Origin of the sequence: Marisediminicola antarctica, from assembly GCF_009930795.1 — a bacterium.
GTDB lineage: Bacteria > Actinomycetota > Actinomycetes > Actinomycetales > Microbacteriaceae > Marisediminicola > Marisediminicola antarctica.
Window position 1 is genome coordinate 2,699,002 of sequence record NZ_CP017146.1, and the last position, 19,584, is coordinate 2,718,585.

General features: G+C 64.5%; 7 protein-coding genes. All 7 read right to left on the reverse strand.

Annotated elements, in window-relative coordinates:
- Positions 1–91: 91 nt before the first annotated feature.
- The 7 genes from BHD05_RS12595 to pglW all read right to left on the reverse strand — a co-directional run bounded on the left by BHD05_RS12595 (position 92) and on the right by pglW (position 19,377).
- Positions 92–1,597 carry a PD-(D/E)XK nuclease family protein gene (locus BHD05_RS12595; protein WP_161886740.1) on the reverse strand — a complete coding sequence of 502 codons (1,506 nt, stop codon included), beginning with the start codon at positions 1,595–1,597 and terminating at the stop codon, positions 92–94.
- Positions 1,598–1,787: 190 nt separating this feature from the next.
- On the reverse strand, positions 1,788–3,869 hold the full coding sequence (locus BHD05_RS12600; RefSeq protein ID WP_202614219.1) for a DEAD/DEAH box helicase: 2,082 nt from the start codon (positions 3,867–3,869) through the stop codon (positions 1,788–1,790).
- Between the two features lie 2 nt (positions 3,870–3,871).
- The gene (gene brxD / locus BHD05_RS12605) at positions 3,872–5,209 is read right to left on the reverse strand and encodes a BREX system ATP-binding protein BrxD (RefSeq protein WP_161886741.1); all 1,338 of its coding nucleotides are present in this window, start codon (positions 5,207–5,209) and stop codon (positions 3,872–3,874) included.
- Complete coding sequence (gene pglZ, locus BHD05_RS12610; protein ID WP_161886742.1) at positions 5,206–7,875, reverse strand: BREX-2 system phosphatase PglZ; 2,670 nt, start codon at positions 7,873–7,875, stop codon at positions 5,206–5,208. Before pglZ ends, brxD begins: the two co-directional genes overlap by 4 nt.
- Positions 7,872–11,555, reverse strand: coding sequence for a DUF6079 family protein (locus BHD05_RS12615; protein WP_161886743.1), 3,684 nt, complete (start codon positions 11,553–11,555; stop codon positions 7,872–7,874). Before BHD05_RS12615 ends, pglZ begins: the two co-directional genes overlap by 4 nt.
- Positions 11,552–15,205 carry a BREX-2 system adenine-specific DNA-methyltransferase PglX gene (pglX, locus tag BHD05_RS12620; RefSeq protein ID WP_161886744.1) on the reverse strand — a complete coding sequence of 1,218 codons (3,654 nt, stop codon included), beginning with the start codon at positions 15,203–15,205 and terminating at the stop codon, positions 11,552–11,554. The genes BHD05_RS12615 and pglX overlap by 4 nt, the downstream gene beginning before the upstream one ends.
- Positions 15,202–19,377, reverse strand: coding sequence for a BREX system serine/threonine kinase PglW (gene pglW, locus BHD05_RS12625; RefSeq protein ID WP_161886745.1), 4,176 nt, complete (start codon positions 19,375–19,377; stop codon positions 15,202–15,204). Before pglW ends, pglX begins: the two co-directional genes overlap by 4 nt.
- Positions 19,378–19,584: the final 207 nt, after the last annotated feature.

A 19,584-nucleotide genomic window follows, 5' to 3' on the forward strand; every position in this document is an offset into this window, starting at 1 on the left:
TCAGATAGATCCCACGCCGTCGGATACCTGGATAGCTGCCTTCACCCGCTTCGTTGCGTGATGACGTGGAGCGCGTAGCCCATCGGACTACCTAGGAGCGTGGTGACTCATGGTCGGTTTGACCCAGGATGTCCTGAACCACGAACGCGCTAGCGCGAATCAACTGCGAAACGGTCAGAGTGTCCGCTTTGACGTACTTGTAGATGAAGTCTGAACCGAACGAGCCGAATCCGCTATCAGTCCTAGCAGGGCCAACTTGCGCCCCGGGCTTCCCGAGAACCACGTCCAGCGTCTCAAATGAAAACAACTCTGGGTGTCGCCGCGCAAACGCGATGCGCTCGGCTTTTTTCTCGACGGATGTTCCAAGAATGTGCGGTGTAATCAGGAAGCGACGGAATTGTCCATCCTGGAGCTGCCACCCGGCACAAATCCGGTGACCCTCTCGATCAATCCATGCATTCCACGTGACAAGCGGCTTGCCATGTGAAACTCCAGCGTCCGAGGCATCCGCACCAGTGGGGAGACTCTCGTTCAAGAGGGCAGCTAACCGAAAAGCGCGCATCTTGTGCAGAGCACTCCGCGTTTGCGATGACGCGATGGGCGCCAATTCGTTGTGACCGAGCCAGGCCGGTTCATCAGACTCGGGCCCTTGGACGACAGTCGAGTCAATGAGTGCGCTAACAAGGCGCACCACGCGGGAGTATCGGCGCATCGTCTCAACCTCGTACGCGTCGCCCGCACCCTCGAGAGCTTCGTCCAGGCGATCAGCGAGTCCGTCATAGCTGAGGTGTCGCCATCCGTTCCGTGTGAACGGCACTCGCTCCCCCATAACGTCACGGAACTCGACTTCCGGAGCAATCATGCTGAGAACGCAAAGCTCGGGAGCGGCGCCCTTCCACTGCGCGACCTTTTCCATATATCGGTCGAGCTGCCCGAGATCAGGGAGGGAAAACACTTTGTTCTCAATCACCAATGACGCGTACCCAGGCCAGCAGAATACGAGGTCAATATTTTGACGCTCGCGGTCAACCGAACGTCCCTCAGCATCGCCCGGAACGGCGAGAGGCTGGAATACCCGATCGGCGATATCTGGCAACGCATCGAAGAACCACGCGAGTAGGTTGCTATGAAAAAGTTCCCGCTGCCCGAACATGATCCGAGCGAGCGGCTCGGCATTGAGCTGGGCCGCAAGCTCGGAAACATCGACCGACGCTGCCTCGGGCACGCCATCGAGGAAGAGGCGGACTGGGTTGGATGCACCACGCGGTGGAGCGAGCCGCTTCACGCTTGTGCCCACGACCCCGAGTTCAACCGCGGGGACACCATCGAACCCCCAGCGCTTTTCTTCGTCAGGCAGCGTTGACGGATGCCAAGAATCGACGCGATAGGCGCCGCGCACAATCCCGCCGGCTATGCCGAGGACATATTTCGCTCGCGCCCGGGAGACTTGGCCAATGCGCCAGTTTCCTCGTGTCGCCTCGAACACAGCCGCGTCATCGTCGCCCTCGTGCCACGCTCTGTTGATGACGACCATGATGGTGGGTGCATCGATCGAACGAATGGGTCTCTCGCTGTTCCACGAGTTGGATTTGTTCATAGACTCATTTTCGGACGAATTTCACGTCCGGGAACCCCGGACATCATTAGCCGCCCGTTCGGCCCACCGTGAACAAATTGCTGCACTGTGAGCAGAGGACGCAACGCCACTAAGTCACGGGATGCTCGCTGCGGGTGACTCGCCCGCAAGGCCGACAGGCAGGAGCGCGGTTGCGAACACTTCGGCGCGATCATTCTCCGACCGTCGCAATCACGAGCGGCTGCGCAACAATGTCCCGCGCGCCGGCGCGGTCGACAAACCGCTCGGCGAGGGTCGCGCTGGCGAGACCCGGCGGCAGGGCTGCCGAGAACTTCAGCCCCTCGACCGCGTCCGGGCTGATCACGGGAAGTGCCGATTCGACATCCGCTGAACGAATGTTTTCTACGCCGAAATTCAGCGGCAAGCGGATGTTCAAGTTGTCGGCCCCGGCATCATCGGGGTAGCCCAGCGCGCTGAGCAGAGTCTCGTTCGCGCGCAGGCCCGCCCAGGTCCATAACGTCAGCTCCTTTGCTCCGCGCGAGAGCACGAGCCCGTCGTGGTCAACGGCGTCCGCGAGATCGTCGCGCAGGCGGGCGATCATCTCGACACCACGTTTCGACAGGATGACGTCGGGGTTCTCTCCGAGAAGCACCTCACGGCTGGCGCGCACCATCTCGAATCCCTCGGCGATGGGAGCGCTCGGCCAGCGCACCTTTCCCTTGTCGGGCTGCTCACTCACGAGCACCTCGTGGCGCCCCCAGTCGATCGATTCCACCTTCCATGCGCGCCCCGCGAGGAGAAGCGGCTTCGGCGAAGCGTCGCGGTGTCCGGCCAAGGAGAGTGGCGAGACCGACCCGATCTCGCGCCGCCCGGAAATGACCTTCAGTTCCAGATCAGCGATGAACGATGTCAACAGATCCATGAAGTAGCGGCGGCCGAATTCACGTTCGGCCGCCGGTCCGATGAAGAGCATCCCTGAGTCCTCCGTCAGGAAATCCTGAGCACGCAGGTGGTCGAGCACGATTTCGGCATCGTCCATCACGCCCAGCCCCGACCACCATTCGCGCCAGGTGGCGGCGCCGAAGCGTCCTTCTTGCAGGGCCAGGGCGAGCAGCTGCTGGGCCGCAAGGTGACGGGGAGATGGCGGCGGAACGATTGGCTCGACGAACCTGCGGCCCCAAAGTACCAAGAGCCCCGCCGCCCGTAAGAACGTTGCCGGCTCGGTCGCCAGAAATAGTGCGTTGCGTGCTGTCCCCGGCCGCCGGCCGGTGCGACCCAGTCGTTGCAGGAAAGATGCGACCGAGCGGGGGGCGTCGATCTGGATCATCCGGTCGAGGTCGCCGATGTCGATACCAAGCTCCAGCGTGGAAGTGGCGACGATGACGCAGTCTCGCGCCTCGGCGAACGCGCGCTCGCTCTGGCGACGCTCATCGGCCGATAACGACGAGTGCGACACGAAGGTGGTCACACCGTGCTCGCGCAATTCGAATGCCAGCTCCTCGGCCTGCGCTCGCGCCTCACAGAACACCAGCCGCTTCTCGCCGCGGTGCAGGCGGGAGATCACCAACGCGGCATTGGCAACGGACCCGACGTAATCAAGGGTGACTTCGGGCGGGGCACTGTTCGCTGCGACGGAGTCGAACAGCACCTGCGACGGCCGAGCCGCGGCGGCGCCGGCACCCTGCATCCAGTGGAGCATCTCGTCGGGATTCCCGACGGTAGCCGACAGCCCGATGCGCTGAATCGGCTGCTTGGCGAGCCGCTGGATGCGTTCCAGGACCGCCAACAGATGCCACCCCCGGTCGCCGCCGGCGAACGCGTGGAGCTCGTCGATGACGATCGAGCGCACATTGCGAAACAGCGCGCGGTGGTCAACGCGCCGCGATACCAGCATGGCCTCGAGCGATTCCGGGGTTGTAAGCAAAATGTCCGGCGGATCAGCGAGCATCCGCCGCCGCTCGCCGTCGGACACGTCGCCGTGCCACAGCCCCACCGTTCGCCCCAACCAGTGACCGTAACCATCGAGGCGAGGTTTGAGATTGTTCAGCAGCGCCCGCAGCGGCGTCACATAGAGCACCGACAGCCCGCTCCAATTCGCTTCCACCATTTCCGACAGGAGCGGGAATACCGCCGCTTCGGTCTTACCTCCAGCGGTCGGAGCAACGAGCAGACAGTCGGCGCCGGACCGAATCGGCGCTACCGCCGATTGCTGCAGCGGGCGCAGGTTCTGCCAGCCCAGCGAATTGACAATGTGGTATTCGAGCGCGGGGTTGAGGCCGGTAGCGGCGGTCACGCTCAGAGCCCCAGGTCGACGTCGTCGACCGAAGAGGCAGCCCGAAGGTCTCCCAAGTGCGCTGCCTCGCGCTCCACGTCATTCAATTCGCTGGCCGACACGGTCAGCAGGTAGTCCCGCCGCGGCCGGTAGTCGTTGAACTGGTCGACGCGATCCATCACGTCGATCAGCTTGCGAAGATACAGGCGCGGCGCCACTCCCGCGCGGCCGCCGAGCTGCCCGGCCACAGCATTGGCCAGCTCAGCAACGTAGTCATCGTCCACGAGCGTGCGCACCCGATCGGTCGCATCGGCGCCGGCCGCATAGATGTTGCGCACGCGGATACCCAGTTCGCACAGCGAGTCTTGGGTGAAGCCCGTCAGCCTGAGTTGGGGAGCGCGCGGATTGTCGAACCGAGGGTCACCCGAGAAATCTGCGGATATCCGCTGCGCTAAGGGCGGGAGTCTCTGCAACCCTTGCTGGCCATCGAAGAAGGCCGGCGTCCCGGTGATCACGAGATACAGCCCCGGGAACCTGCCCGAGTCAATCTCGTCGACCAACTGTCGCAAGGCGTTCAGCGATTTCTCGCGAACGTCGGATCGGACACGTTGAAGAGTCTCGACCTCATCGAGAATCACGATCAGGCCGCCATAATCAGAGTCCCGCAGCACCGTGAGCAGTCCCTGGAGAAATCCGAGGGCGCCGAAATGGTCCAGCTCCCCTCTTACACCGGCGAGCCGCCGAACGGACGCAGCGACGTGCGGTTGGCCGCCCAGCCAGGACAGCAGACCGTCGGCCTGAGCGATGTCGCCGTTCAGCGTTGCTTCTCGGTAGCCGCGGAGTGCGGCGGCAAAGGCCGGGGCGGCCTTGCTCACCGCGACAAGTCTGCGTTCGAGGAGCGCATCGGTGGCGGCGGCGACCGCGACCGGATCTGCGGCGCTCGTTCCGGCTTCGATCACGTCGGCTTCGAGGACGTGCAGCCAACCGTCGACGACTTCCCGGAACGCGCTGGGCTGCGCCTCTGACGTTGCAAGATTTTCGATGATGCGCCGGTAGATCGTCTCCAGCCGGTGCAGCGGCGTCTCTGTCTCCGAGATCTGCACTTCGGCGGTGGCGAAGCCTTTGCGTTTGGCGTTTTCGCTCAGCCACCGGGCGAAGAAGGTCTTCCCTGAGCCGTACTCTCCGCGAATCGCTTTGAACTGAGCCCCGCCGCCGGCCGCGGAATCCAGCTCGGAGGCGATCGTGGCCTCGAAGCGGTTCAGGCCGACTGCCATCACGTCGAGGCCCCGCTGCGGCACCGTTCCGCGCCGCAAGGCATCGATGATGTCCCGGCGTCTCCGCGCGCTTAGCTCCGCAGTCATGCGCTAGTGCCGAGTCCGAACTGTTCGCGCAGCAGCGGCACGTCGAGCAGGACGGTCTGCCCGTCGGTGTCGGTGGCGACCACTTCATAGCCCTCGACGTTCAGCAGGCGTCGCAAGGCGGCCAGCGTTGGCTCGACAGCGTTCGCCGCGATGCCGGCCGCGGCCGCGAGCGTGTCCTTGTGAACCCGACCGTCGTGGCTGAGAAGCAGGTCTAGAACGGTCTCGACAACGATCGGGTTGAGTGGATGACGCCCCGCCCGAGCCTGCTGTGTGGCGAAAATCTCACTCGCGATGACGCGGCGGCCCACCGATACGCCGACCGGGGTTTCGTCCGAGGGCGCCCCAATATCGAAAGCGATCTGAGACGCAGCGACTGGGGCTCTCTTCGACGGCTTCAGTGAACCAGCGGAGACCGGCGGCACCTTAAGCGATCGGCTCGCCTCGTTCCACCATGCGGGGCTCTGCGGCACGGCATCGACCCAGCCGGTGACACTCGGTTGTTCCTGCCGCCGGAAGACGAGCACGGGAATGGTGAGCTCGGCCAGGCTCGCCCCGCCGTGGTACCCGGCGGCCTTCGCGGTGTACCGCAGCCCTTCCGCGCGGGCGAGGATGGCGCTGCCGCCCGGGGCCAGCACCCGCGAACCGGTAACCATGACTTCATCACTCGCCGTGGGACCACCCTCCACGCTGCGCCAACGTCCGCCAGCGCCCGCCACCGGGCGGTGCTCCCCACCGCGTTCGATGACGTGACCATGGTCCGAGGTGAGGACCACGACCCGGCCCGCCAGGGCCGCCTCGTTGAGAAGTGCCCGTAGGTGCTGAATCTGGGGCAGTGTCCAGCGTGTTCCGCCCGGGTCGTGCTTGGCGAGGGCATCGTCGATGGTGTTCAGCACCACGCCGATGACACGCTGCTTGCGATCGGCGATGGCGGTTGTCACCGGATCCGGCAGGAGTACGCCGCCGTCGGCACGAAGGTCGTTCTTGTGAAACAGCACGCCCTCGATGGCGGCAGCGAACTGTTTCTTCTCAGTGTCCTGCTGTCCCGCCAGCAACCGCCCGGCGAGTAATGACGTCCGAGAGTAGGTCGTCACCGTCGGGAGAGCGGCCAGGGCCACCGCGCGGCGTCCGCTTTCCTCGGGGACGAGTTCGACCCATCCCGTGGGGGCAATGTCTTGGGCAAGTTCGGTCGCAACCGCCACGCTCATGCCGTCGAGCACGATCAACAGCACCGGTGACGCCTGCGCGAGCGGATAGATGGTGTGCTGCAGCATCGCCTCCACCGGAATCGCAGCCGCACCTGCCGGAGCATCGCCGGTCAGCATGCTGGCCGCCCGAATGTCTTGGGCGTTCCGAAGCGCGCGCACCCGCGTGACGAGGGAACCGTATGCGGCCGCTACCTCCGGATCGGACGACCCGTTCCACACCGAGGCAAGGGCACGGTCGACCCAGCCTCCGTCAGCGGCATACCGTTCGAGCAAACCGGAGAGGGTTCCGGCATCCGCACCGGTGTCGCCCACGGCCAGCCACCGAATGAGGCGGACCGCCATGTGCGCCGCGAAGGCCTCATCGGGGGCACGATGGGCCAGCAGATGGCTGCTCACGGAGGTCAGCGCCTGTTCGACTGCGGCCGCGGAGGTGGCCGTGCCGTCTTGGAGATAATTGCTGATCTGGCGGGCGACAGTGCGAAGGCGCTGCCGGAGCCCGGCCGTCAGCACCAATGATTCGGCGGCCCCAGCGGCCCAGCCCTGGTCGGTCAGCAGCGCCTCGGCTTGAGCGATGATCGGTGTGGTGATCGGATCGTCGGCGGCATCTCGTCGCAACAGGATGGCGACGGCGGCGTCCGCGTAGCTCCGAGCACTGGTCGGTGTGATACCCGCGCCGACAATGCGTTCCAGCCTGGTTCGGGCCGCAATCTGGTCGACCGATCCTGCGGCGTCGCTGACGCTCGGCCACAGCACGTCCGTTGCCAGCCCGATGGAGATCACCGATACGCCCGTGCCAGCCGAGATCGCTGTCAGTGCGAGGGACGCAACGTCGCCAAGGTAGCTGCCGGCGGCCGCGGTGAGCCCCGCACGGACAGCCTCGTCGAGCGTGATCCAGCGTCGGCGAGCGGCCCGCCCGTCAAGCTGCTCCAGCAGCAGCAGGGCATCGATCGTGCCCGTGACGGGCAGCCCGAGTACCTGCTCGAGCAGGGCGCGTACCGCGAACTCGGCAGTGAGCGCGCCCGCCGGGACAGTTGGCCATCCCTGGGGTGGCCGGTGTTCCAGCAAGGCAGCGGGCAACCACGGGCCCACCGCACGCAGTCTCGGATCCGCCTCGGTCGCACCGAATAACGCCGGCACCAGGCTGGACTCGTCGACCGTTTGCACTGTCTGCCGGTCGGCGGGGATTCGAACGGCACTCCCGAGTTCATGGTCGAGTCGGTCCGTGAGAACGATGAGGTACTCGTCCTCCCCGAGACTGCTGTACGCGTCGAGTACGGCCAGCTGCGAGATCCCGGCCGCGACCTTGACCGTGTGATCGCCAATCCTCAGCTCCGGCGGCCCCAACCAGCGCGGCTGCGCCCGAAGCAGCATAATCCTCGTGTCCGGCTTCTTCACCAGCACTGCCGCACGCTCACGGATAATCGCCTCCGTCAACACAGGGGCGTACCGCGCCGCGGTCATTCCAACCACCAACGGATGTGCACGCGCTTGCCGGGATTTTTTTCCAGTCGGGCGCGGATGCTCGCCGTGACGTCGCTGAGTCCCTGCTCGAGAGAATCCCCCAGATCAAGCTCAATATCGTCCACTGCAACCAGCGTCGGAACGGGACTCGGCACCGGGGTGGGAACAATGTCCGCAATGGGAGTCGGCGCGGGAGTCGCAGCCGGCGCGGGAGTCTGATCCTGCACTCGTCGGATTAAGGCGTCCTGGGCTTGCCTCGTAGCCGAGGTGAATCGCGCGAGCAGCGGAGCGTGGAGTTCGTCCGCTACGGCCGCCGCGCGCAGCGCCGCCATCGCGGCATCCAGAGCACCGTCATCAAAGACTCCGGCGGTGTGGATAGCACTCCAATCAGCGCCGTGCAGAGCTCTGCTGATGTCACCACCCGTGGTGATCGAACGCGCAATGCTCTGGGCCTCGTCGGGCAAGGCTGCGGCCGCGAGTACCTCAACGATGACGCGCGGGTCGCGCTCCTTGACAAGGTCGGCCAGTAAATCTCGCGCCCGCCGGGCCGTGGCCAGCCGACCAAGCGGCGCATCCCGGTCGATGCCGAGCGCGCTCGCGTGGGCTTCCAGCTCAACCACAAGGGGCGCCGCATTCGCATTCCACCGTGCCGCCTCCGTGGCAATGCTGTGCCCCAGCCGACGCACCGCCGTCGACACAAGATTCGGCTCCGGCGGAATCCCAAACAACACTTGGGCCCGGGAGACCGCTGATGCCCAATGCTGCTCAGATGGCAGATTTGCCGCACGCAATATCAGGTCCGGCGTGAGGGTGCCCGCGGGCGGGGCGTCGACGACGGCCATCCCCCGAACCCATTCGCGATCGCTCAACAGCGCCCACGTGATCAACACGGCGTCCTCCATCACGGGCGACATACCCCACCGATCAAGTTCGCCGCGCAGCGCACCCACAGTCACGCCGGCAGGAAAGCCCGAGCTCCATCGCACGAAATCGTCCCGCCAGCCGAAGGTTGCCGGCGACACCGCGAAAACGTTCTCGCGTAGTGTCCCGAGTCGCAACGGCACGGCGATCCGGCGGAGCAGCTTCTGCGAAGCGCCATCAAGTCCTTGAAGTCGCCCGCCATGGGCGTGCGCGCGTGCCACAAGCTCCAGCGTGGCTCTCACTTCGGCGGGGCGCACCTCGGTGAATCCCGGCTCGATGTCAGGGTGGTCCGGGTATTGACTCGCCCACGCCTGATCGAGGACCGCATGGATTCCGTCCTTCATTGTGACCGCAACCGGCGGCTGGATCGTCAACCCGGGGAACAGCGTCGAGAACACCTCGTTGCCATCGAGCTGCCGGTCGATATCGTCACCCTTGGCCGCGCTCACCCCATAGGCCTGCCGCAGCACGTCGTGCACGCGGCTGCGCAGGGCCGCACGCTGGTTTTCGAGCGCGTTGCGCGCCGGACCCTTGTCGGCGACGGACAGATGAGCGGCATTCTGGTCGAACTGGGCGGGTTTCAGCACGTATTCGAGGGTGACCAGCTTGCCGATGTCGTTAAGTCGATCGCTGTGCAAGAAGTTCGGGATCCAGGCGATCGTCTCACTCTCAACACCGGTGCCCTTCAGCCCGTTCAGCCGGGCGATGTCGTCGGTGGGCGAATGGAGGTCATCGTCGTACGGGAAGTCGATCACGAGTCGCCACGAGTCGGCATCGGCGATGAGGTCATCATCGCGTACCTCCGCAGGGTCACGCACGTTGCCGAACAGCACGCTGACGTCGCGTTTGTGGCCGCGCCAGACCCACGACAGGGTCCGTTCGCGCACCAGGCCACCGCCATCGAGGCCGAGTTCTTGGGTGATCATGGACCGGATGAGCTCCCGGCGATTGGCGAGGGTGTCTTCGGCCTGCACCCGCTCGAGGATCGATGAATAGTCGACACCGGCCAGACGAATGGCGATGATCGGATCAGCGCTGGCGCTGAGGGACACTTCACCGAATTCCTGGGCCCATTGCTTGGCCCAGGTGACCACCTGTTGCGCCTCGGCGCCGGGAACGTAGGCGTTGATAGTGCCGTAGTTCAAGGCGGCGAGACGAGCGGCCGACAGATTGCGTAGGGACGTCGTCTCGGGGACGAGCTCGGCCAAAAGCAGTGTCTTCACGAGGCGGTCCTCGGTGCGGAAGGCATGCGTGCGCGGCTGCGCGTCGACGTCGTGCTCGCTGAGGCGGTGCTTGCCCAGCAAATAGGGCCGCATTTTGTTCCGGTAGAAGTCACCCGCAACGGCGAAGTGTTTACGCATGTCTTCCGTGAGCGGTTTCACCGTTCCCAGCACGACCGGGTCAAAGAGATCGCCCACGGGGATGACGTCGGAGGCCGTGAGCACGCTGCGCCCCGCCGCGAGCAGCTCGCCCATCAGTTTCAGCGCCGTTCTCTCGCGCTGCATGAGCGAGGAGAGCGCCACCAGGGCATCGACAAGCGCTGGCGAAAACGGATACACATCGGCGAAATCGCGCTCGGTGGATCCGGCTTCGTCGGTCAACAGGTAGCCCCACGCGGAGGAATCCTGCTTGACGATGTCCAACGCCTGCCGCAGTACGGTGCCGGCTTCCACGCCTACCGGGGTGAGCAGTCGCTGCTTGACGATCTTCGGAAGGTCGGCGGCCTTCAGCTCGATCTTCTCAAAGCGGTCTTCCCACCATTGGAATGACTGCCCGAGCGCCTCCTGCTCGGCACCGACACCGCCCCCACCTAGAAAGGCCTTGAGGTCGCGCTGGCGCGCCACAAACGAGATCATCGGGATGGGCAGCGACGAGAGTCCAGTTTCGACGAGCTTCGCGACCTTGGACGTTTCACTCTGAATGAACTTGGTGTCCGACAGATGCTGTCCCAACCAGAGCACAAGCTCGTCGAGGAAGAGCAAGATGCCGTCGTAGCCGAGGTCGCGAGCGTGCTCGGTCATCGCCTTCAGCCCGTCGGTGATGTCCAACCAGGCGCCGGACTGCTGGTAGCCCGTGAACAGCGTCGACATCAGCGTCTGCGCCAGATCGGCGCGGTCGGGATGCCCCGCCGGCAGCCGCAGCGCCGCGTCGAAGGAGCTGGCATCCCACGCCATGTCGAGCTCCCCCCACCCATCGTCGTTGCCTTGATTGACGGCGGCGAAGAATCGTTCCTCATCCATCAGCTCACGAGTTTTTTGCGCGTCCGCGAACAGAGCATCGCTCGCATGCAGTACCGGCAGCGGGCGGTCGGGATGCTTCGCTCGAACCGTGTCGAGGTAGCCCTTGAACAGCGCCTGCTCGAAGGACTCCGCACCGAGAAGGTGATAGTCGATGGCGAGCAGATTACGACTGAACACCCCGCTCCGACGGGCCACCACCTGCTGCAGTCCCGGAAGCTGGCGGGCCGGAACGTTGCCGGTGAGCAGTAGGTGCAGCACCGCCATGAAGTGCGACTTGCCGGAGCCGAAGGAGCCGTGGATGAAGGTGCCCTTGGCCTTGCCCTCGGCGAGGGTGCGCTCCACGAGGCCGAGCGCGTCATCCAGTGACGCGGCGATCGAATCGGTGATCACGTAATCTGCCACGGTGCGGTCAGCCTGGGCGACGCCCTCATGCAGGCGCAACACGTAGTCGGAAGCGTCTACCTTCTCAGGGATGGTGAGCAGGTCGCGCAGCGGCGTGCGCAGGGTGAGGTCATTCACAGGGATTCCTCCGAGTCGATGAGTGTGGGGGCAGGTGCAGCGGTGCGGACGCGTCCGCGGGTGGACGGTGGCGGGCTCCACCGCGTGACGTCATCCCTCGTGAGGGAGTGGCGGGCAAGCTGCATGTCCAGCGTCCCGGAGATGGCCGCCGCCGGGCTCTGTCCGAAGGCCGGGTCGATCTCGGCGTACCACTGCTCGAGCCACGGCTCGAGTTCCACCATGGATGCCAGTAGCGGGGTGAGCTGCGCAGACGTTGCCCCGCCGGCCGCCATCTCGCCAACGAGCACTGCGAGAGCGAGCCCTTGGGCGGCGTGGTCCCAGCCAGCCCAGCCGTAGATCGGGGAATCGTCGTTGACAAGCAGAGCGCCCGGGTAGGCGATGAAGCGTTCCTTCGGCACATCGAGTTTGCCGCGCGCCTTCCAGTACGTGGTCTTCTGAAAGTCGCCGGGGGCGTATTTCGGGGGCACGGGGATGGCTACCTGTTCGCCGCGGTCCTCGGCTCTCTGCAGCTCCCAGACCCGTTGCCAGTCGCGGAACTTGGTCAGCCCCGATGGTTTGTATCGTTGGGCGGCGAGAGAAGGCACGCTCTCCGCGGCGAGGAGCGCCGTGATTGCCTGCTGCAGGTCGATGTGCGGTGTGCCGGCGAGAATCTCGAGAGCACTCCGCAGTGTTGCATCATTGCGCGCACGGTCGGCCAACTGCGCGGCGGATCGCGGAACCGGACGCCCCTGAGCATCGAGCCAATACTCACGTTGCTCAAGTTGGTCCAGCGCGAGATCTCGGGCAGCTGACGCCAGTTGTTTCTCCCAAGAATCGGTCTGCCAGGTGCGCTTGAAGTCGGGTGATTCGAGAAGCCGGATGGCTCCGTTGGACTCGATTTCCTGCAAACGATTGCTGACTAGCATGCGATACTCTTCCGGCCAGTCGAGGGGAATATCGGTCCGCTCAACCTCGCAAAAATCGCTGAACCATCGGGTTTTTACATCACCCGCTGCAACCCCTCGAGCGAGGGCAACTTCAAACGAACGCGCACCGAGGGGGAGCCGACGCTCGTCTTCTACTTCGGATGTGGCAAGCGCGTTCTGCGATGTTAGTCCGTAGAGCGAGTAGACGCCCCAATCGAGTTCCTCCTGCTCAAAGACCATTCGAGCTCGAACCGACATCCAGAGCCTCTCCGCGTCTTTCAGTGCCTCGCTAGTGGGTTGCGCGCCCGTTCCTTCGAACAAGCGCTGAAGCACAGCGGATGGGGAAGCTGCGTGCAGCGCCTCAGACAGCTCATCGAGCAACTGTGCCTGCGCCGTGGGGAAGACTGCTGGGAGAGGAAACTCCGCCAATTTAGTAGATGTGAACTCATAGAAATCGCGCCACTTCTCGTCTTTGCTGCTTCCACCCCCCGGGCCACCCTTGTTGTGGCTGACCTGCTTGAGCCAGAAGCAGGCGGTGGAGGAGTTAAGGATGCCGAGGAGGTCGATGTGATCGTTCTCGGTGGCGCCAGCCGGCAGTTTGATGATCGGCGCAGTTCGACCAAAAACTTTGTTGCCCCTATCGAGGGCAAAGTGATTGTGTGTCGCCACGAACGCATATGTAATGGCCCACTCGTGGGCTCCATCATCCTTGGGTAATTGATGCCATTCGTACCATGGCCGCCCCTCTTTGAAGTAGGTCTGCTTCGAGAAGGTGGCGCGGTTTCCGAGTTCATTTCGAAGGGCCCACATCTGGCGCGCCACTCTCGGAAACGTGTCGAGCGGGAGCAATTCGTGTCGATGATCGTAAGGGAAGAATGTCGGCTGAGCGTCGACCAGATTGTAGTCGCGAACGATGTCACCAACGACGATCGTCCGGAATCCAGCAGGCTCATTGAACCTTTTTGCCTGATTAATAGTAGTTATGAATGCGTCATCCGCCGCCGTGATTCCGAAGACCCCGAGCCTGAATGCGAGTGATCCCGGCGTCGAAATGCGACAAGAATCTATGGTCGCTTTTAGCTCTCCTGCTCCACCGCCGCTGAGGGACCAGGGGTGGTGTGCCAGCGTGGTTCGTTCGAGGTCGGTGATGGTGGTGTACGTGCCGCTGTATCCGGGCTCGTCGAGGTGGTCCACGATGTCCCGCCAGACCAGACCGTTCGCCGGGTCGGCGGGTTGGCCGGGCTCGCCGCGCACGCCGAGGGCGGCACGAACTGTTGAGCTGACAGGCTTTCGCGGGCGACCGAACAAGATCACGGTCGGAGTCCCGTGGCCGGGTATGTAGGCGCCTGAGGTGTCGACCACAGCTGTCAGGTCGATGTGTCCCTTACCGGTGTAAACGCCGGACAGGAACTTCTCGATGAGCTTCTTTCCAAACTCACGCTTCATGAATGAGTTGGAGGTGATCTTGCCCACATAGCCTGCCCCACCGGCATCGTCCCCGCGGCGGGCCAGTTCAAAGAAAAGTTCCATGAACGGCACCGACAGGGCGTACTTGCCCGCGCAGGTGCTGTACAACTCGCGATAGGCCTGGTTGAGTGCTTTGTCCTTCACCTGAATATATGGCGGGTTGCCGACCACGACGTGGTACTGACCGGGCTCGAGGATGCCCGCATACTCACGAATGTCCTCGCCCGAATAAGCGAACGTCTCCTCTTCGTCACCGATTTCGAGGGTGGCAGCGGACGCCTGCCAGCGCAACAGGGAGTCACCGACGGCGAGCTTGTAGTGGAATGCCGGCGCCGCAACGAGAGTTGTCTCGCCTGACGCCTTCAGTGCGGCAATCGTCAAACGGAATCGGGCGATTGCGACCGCGAACGGGTTGAGATCGACTCCATGAATAGAATCGAGTGCTTTTTGCACGCGCGTGCGCGCATCCAGCGCGGGAGCGTGCGCCTTCCAAGCCTCATCGAGGCGCTCGAATGCCCCGAGGAGGAAGTGCCCTGATCCGCAGGTGGGGTCGATGAGCTTCAGCCCGTCGAGCCCGAACTCGGCGAGGGCGGGGGTGAGCGTGTGATCGAGAATGAATTCTTCAACGAACACCGGCGTTTGCAGCAGTGCATACGTCTTTTTCGCATGGTCGGAGAGATCCTGGTAGAGATCACCGAGGAAGCGGGTGTCAAGCGCGGAGTCCGTGAAGTCATGGACGAGGGTCTCGTCGCTGCCAGTTTCCCTCCAAAAGGCGATGAGCTGGTCGGCGGCGGTGGCGCTGATCTCGACGGTCCACACCAGATTGTGATGGGGATCAACGAGCGCCCGACCGGCTGGCAGTGATGCGAGGACGCGGAAGGCACTCTGCAGCCAGTCGCGGCCGTTGAGTTGTGGTTGGGCGGCGAAGAACGCGGACTGGTTCTCGACGGCACGGTCGAGGCTCTCGCCGACACCCGTGATCCAGGGAAGTGCTAGTGCAATGTCGTCGTTGCGAGCCCCCGCGAGCAGATTATTGTCTTCTGCAAAGCGAATGAAGGTGCCCGCGATGATCCACGCGACCGCCGCGAGAGTTACTTCTCCGTCGCGCCATTCGGACCACGACAGTGCCGTGCGTTCCCGACCCAAGGCCCGTTCGTATTCGTCGCGGAGCGACTGCGCCCAAGGCAGCCCCGGTTCCTCCGACCGTGCGCGCAAATCCGTCTCCAACAGCTTCAGCTGCTTCTTGAGGTCGGTGAGCAGGCGGGAAGAGTCGATCATGCGGTGTCTCCGGTCGAGCGGGGAATGAGTTCACGAAGGTCGTGGGGCAGGGTCAGCCATTTGTCCGGGCCGAATGGGAAAGGATGGCCGTCGAGGTCTGGTGCTGGTTGCGAGGGGCGGAAGGGCACCAAGAACCAGCGGGCGGCGGGTCGCGGGCGCGCCAGGTCGAAGGGTTCGGCAAGCAGCTCGGTCAGCCCGTAGCGGGCGAGGGGTGCGGCATTGATGAATAGCAGTGGGTCAGGCCGGGCGCTGAGATCCCGCCAGCGCTCCCTCATCGCCTGCCCGACGACCCCGCTGAGCTTCTGAAAGTCTGTGGCCTGCTCATCTTGGGAGTCGGCCCGGAGCAGGACATCCCAGTTCGCTTTCTTGGACACGGCCAGCGCGTGAACGCAGCGGACGAGTTCGTCTGCGAGATCGACGCACTGCACGCCGTACCGGCCTCCAAGTACGCGAGCCACCTTCGCGTACTGGCGCGGGTGTGCGGCGAGGGTGAGCGCCGAACGCCGAACGAGGGAGGCATCCAGAGCGCGGTCGATCTCGGGTGTGGGGGTCGCTTCAAGGCGGGTGAAGGACTTCGTTGCCGAGCGCGATCCGGTGGTGTCCCGAACGGTGTACCGGTCGAGGTGCCACACGAAATGCGGATGCGTTCGCTGCACCACGGCGTCCAGGCCCGGCCGGGCCGGGATGCGCTCGACCAGCGGGAAACGCAATTGAACACGGCGGCGGATGCCGTGTTCGGTCAGTTCCCGAACAGCGATCCCGCTGAGCGCGGCTTGGACAGCGGCCGACGGGTCGAGGTCGCGGCGGTAGAGCTCGCCCAGGCTGGACAAGGCGCCGGTGCTCGAGGAGGCCGCCGCCAGTTGCAGCAGTCGTTGATCGTCGAAGACCACGTCGTCGGGGATCGTGCGTCGAAGGGCGGCGCGAATGACGGCGGCCGCGGTGATTTCGTGTTCGGCCGTGGTCGCATCGACGACGGTGCCGAGTTTTCTTGCTGCGCTCAAATAGACGTCGGCGGGAGCGCCAACGGTGCCGACCTGCACGGTATCGGTCACGGCGAGCAGGATGGCGCCATCGCCAGCACGCGACCGACGCACCGCCAGCTGGGGTGCCGAGGCTGCGGAATCCATTTCGACCGCGGCACGTACCAGACCAGTAGCCCGCCGAAGCCGGTTCTCGCCCTCAACCGCGGACCCATAGCCCAAGAGGAGGGCTGCGGCGACCTCGTCGAGGGTCGCCACATGACCACGCTCAACGATGATGCGCACGACATCGTCGACGACCGGCGCGAGTGTGCCGGACCTGCGCCACCGTTTTGTTGCGGCGTCGAGTAGTTGCGACACGCGGCCGGCGGTGACACCGATCTCCGCACCGACAACGGCATGGGTAGGCCATTCCGGCACGATTTCACCGATGTCGCGGGGCTTACCCAGCACGAGGTGGAGGGCCGCCACCTCGCTGTCATTCTGGGCGGTGCGGCGCGGAATCAATCGGTCAATGCGCCGTTCGACGGACTCGCGTTGTTCCGATCCGGCTACTTCGGGTGTCTGCGTGGTGCTTCGGAGCCGCGGGTTCCATTCGCGGATGCGGCGCTGCACTTCCTTGCGGTAGCGCTCTCCGAGCCCCCGAATGGAGTTGATCTCCATTGAGGGTCGGCCAAGCAGCTCCCCGACAGTGCGCACCCCCAGGCGCGCCACCCCGGAGATGGCACGCGGGGACAGCCCCGACTCCTCCAGCGGAGTGTCGAGCTGGGCGGCCGCGGCGCGCGCGTCATGATCGCTTTCTCCGGGCTTGTCACTCTCGGCTGTGGTCCCCAGTTGGGCGAACACGTCCCGCCAGGCGAGTGACATGTCGGTGGCGTTGGAGAAGCGCGCCGCCGCATCCGGAGCGAACGCTTGCGTGAAGAATCGCACGAGGGCGGGGGCAACTGAAGCCTCAAAAATGCTGTCGACCAGCACCACGCGATTGGTGTCGCCCACGGGGGCGGCGTCGCCCTGCTCCCACCAGGGTTGTGCCGCGGCAGCCATCTCGAACAGAGTCACGGCGACCGCATAGAGTTCCGCGGCGCGGTCATACTGTCGCCGCCGACCCCGCCCGAGGAATGGGTCGAGGTACGGCCTGGAGCCCGAAGCGATGTTCTGCACCGGCTCCTTCGACAGGGACAGGTCAAAAAGGGTGAGCCGGGGCTTGCGGGTTCCCGGGTCGGGTGAGATTGCAAGGTTGGCGGGTTTGATGTCTCGGTGGAAGATGCCCTCGGTTTCGAGGTAGCGCATGGCTTCGAGCAGGTCATCGCCGTACTGCTCGAGTTGCTCGATCGTGGAGCGTCCCTCGGTCTGCAGGCGGTCCGCGAGGGTTTCGCGGCCGGCATCCGTCATCAGGATTCCGACCCGTCCGTCGACGTCGATCGGGCCTTCGACCAGCCGCACGATGCGGGGGTGGTCGAGGGCACGCAGAGTCTCGGCCTCCACTTCGATGCGGCCGGCGGCCGCGTCGTCGCGGGCGAGCTTGAGGATGAGGCCGTCGCGCAGGAGCACGTAGTCATCGACGCAGAGCGCGCTGCCGGTCGAGCCTGATCCACGCCGCTCGAGTACCTCGAACCGGGTCGCGATGAGGGAGCCCTTCTCCGCGTCCAAGGGGTCGCGCGGCACCGGTAGTTGGCTGTTCTCCGCTTGGGATGTGGTCGCCTCGTCAATCGCGTCGTCGAGATCCTGCAGGAACGCCTCAACGCTCGCGGTGCGGTCGGCTTCAGCGAACCGTGTCGCCCGCGCCACTACCTGAGCGAATGGTTCCGGAAGTTCAGGGCTGACGGCGAGCGGATTGAATGAAGGCGAATCGGCGAACCGCTCCTGGACTTCTTTGATGGTGGAGACGGGAGGACGCCCTGTCAGCACCAGGTACGACAGCGCGCCGAGACCGTACACGTCGAGCGGAATTACCGGCGCACTGGCGTTGCCGTTCAATGTCTCCGGCGGCAGGTAGATCCAGCTCGCGGCGGCGATCAGCTTGGCGACATCGTCGACTCCCGCTGAGATCACCGTCAGGCTGGTCGTTGAGGTCGCGCCCTGCTTTCGGCCCGTCATCCAATCGCGGATGGAGACGTCGGTGCCGCGGTCGGTGATGCGGACGAACACCTGGAGCGGGGTCAGTGCCCGGTGCACAAGATTGCGTCCATGGGCATAGCGGAGCACTTCTGCGATCTTGCGGATCAGGGCGAGTCGTTCATCGAGCCCGAAGGCGGCGCCGGTGCCGGCCATGAATACGTCAAGGGGCACGGCATCCGGTTCGAAATTGAACACGAGGGCTGGCCCGGTGTCGGTGTCGAGGTGTTCGACAGGCGCGACGATGCCGGGGTGGCTGAAGCCATGCGTCAACAGGTACTCACGCTTCGCTCGCTGCTCGATCTCGATGCGCGCCTCGGCGGACGCTCCTCGCGGCACATCGAATAAGCGGATGCGACGTTTCACACCCAGCGTCGGGTGCGTCGCGAGGACATCCTGCCAGCCTTGACCTTCGCTGAGTGGATCGGCTTTGTCGAGCGGGTATTGTCCGGCCATTCGGATTTTCGGGATGGCTACGAAGCCGGCCTGTTCCGCGACCTTGCGAATCTGATTTGCCCGGGGGCCGTCGATAGCATCCCCCGGATGCGCTGGCGGCTGTTGGAGAAATTCGGTGAAATTTCGGTCCGGTCCCAGGCCTTGCACGTTGTAACCGTCGAGGGCCCAGACGCCCGTGCGTCCGCCCTCGTCGAGGGTGACGACGGAGTTCTGTCCATGGAGCACGACCGTCGACCGGAGAAACGGGATCTGGGGTTTGCCGGGAATTCGGGCGGCGGTGTCCTTGAGAAGTGAGGCCAGTCGCTTGGCCTTGGAATCGACGGTGATGTAGGGGTTCCGAACCTGATGGGTGGCCGCACCGATCTTGTGCAACCATGTCGACGAGTTGCCCGAGATGGCGCCGTGCCAACCCTTCAACTCCACGAGGAACAACCCTGAACGGGTCAGGAGAAGAACATCAATCTCGGAGGCGCGTCCGTCGTTGCCGACGAAGGTCAGGTTCGCCCAGGCCTGGGTGATGCCCGTGTCTGGAAGCAGATCACGGAGCGTCACGAGGGCGGCGTCCTCGGCTGGGCTGGCGGGCGCGCCAAAGACGACCCAATGGCCCGAATCTGCTTTCATTCATCCCCCCGACGCAAGGATACGGTCAGCAAGCGACACTCGGTCCTCGCTGACTCCTGACACCCGATGATCACTTGGCTATTTCGTAAGTAGGTGATTTGTAGCTGTCCCACTAAACCTTAGCGATCCTCACTCGGACAGCGATCGTCGCCAGGAACGCCTCTTCCTTTTCCATGCCGGAGAGACGGCTCCCTGTTTAAGGTACGG

What these genes read in the sequence shown, in the direction of transcription:
- BHD05_RS12595 (WP_161886740.1), bottom strand. Translation starts at nt 1,597, where the DNA reads ATGAACAAATCCAACTCGTGGAACAGCGAGAGACCCATTCGTTCGATC.
- pglZ (WP_161886742.1), bottom strand. Translation starts at nt 7,875, where the DNA reads ATGACCGCGGCGCGGTACGCCCCTGTGTTGACGGAGGCGATTATCCGT.
- pglX (WP_161886744.1), bottom strand. Translation starts at nt 15,205, where the DNA reads ATGATCGACTCTTCCCGCCTGCTCACCGACCTCAAGAAGCAGCTGAAG.
- brxD (WP_161886741.1), bottom strand. Translation starts at nt 5,209, where the DNA reads ATGACTGCGGAGCTAAGCGCGCGGAGACGCCGGGACATCATCGATGCC.
- pglW (WP_161886745.1), bottom strand. Translation starts at nt 19,377, where the DNA reads ATGAAAGCAGATTCGGGCCATTGGGTCGTCTTTGGCGCGCCCGCCAGC.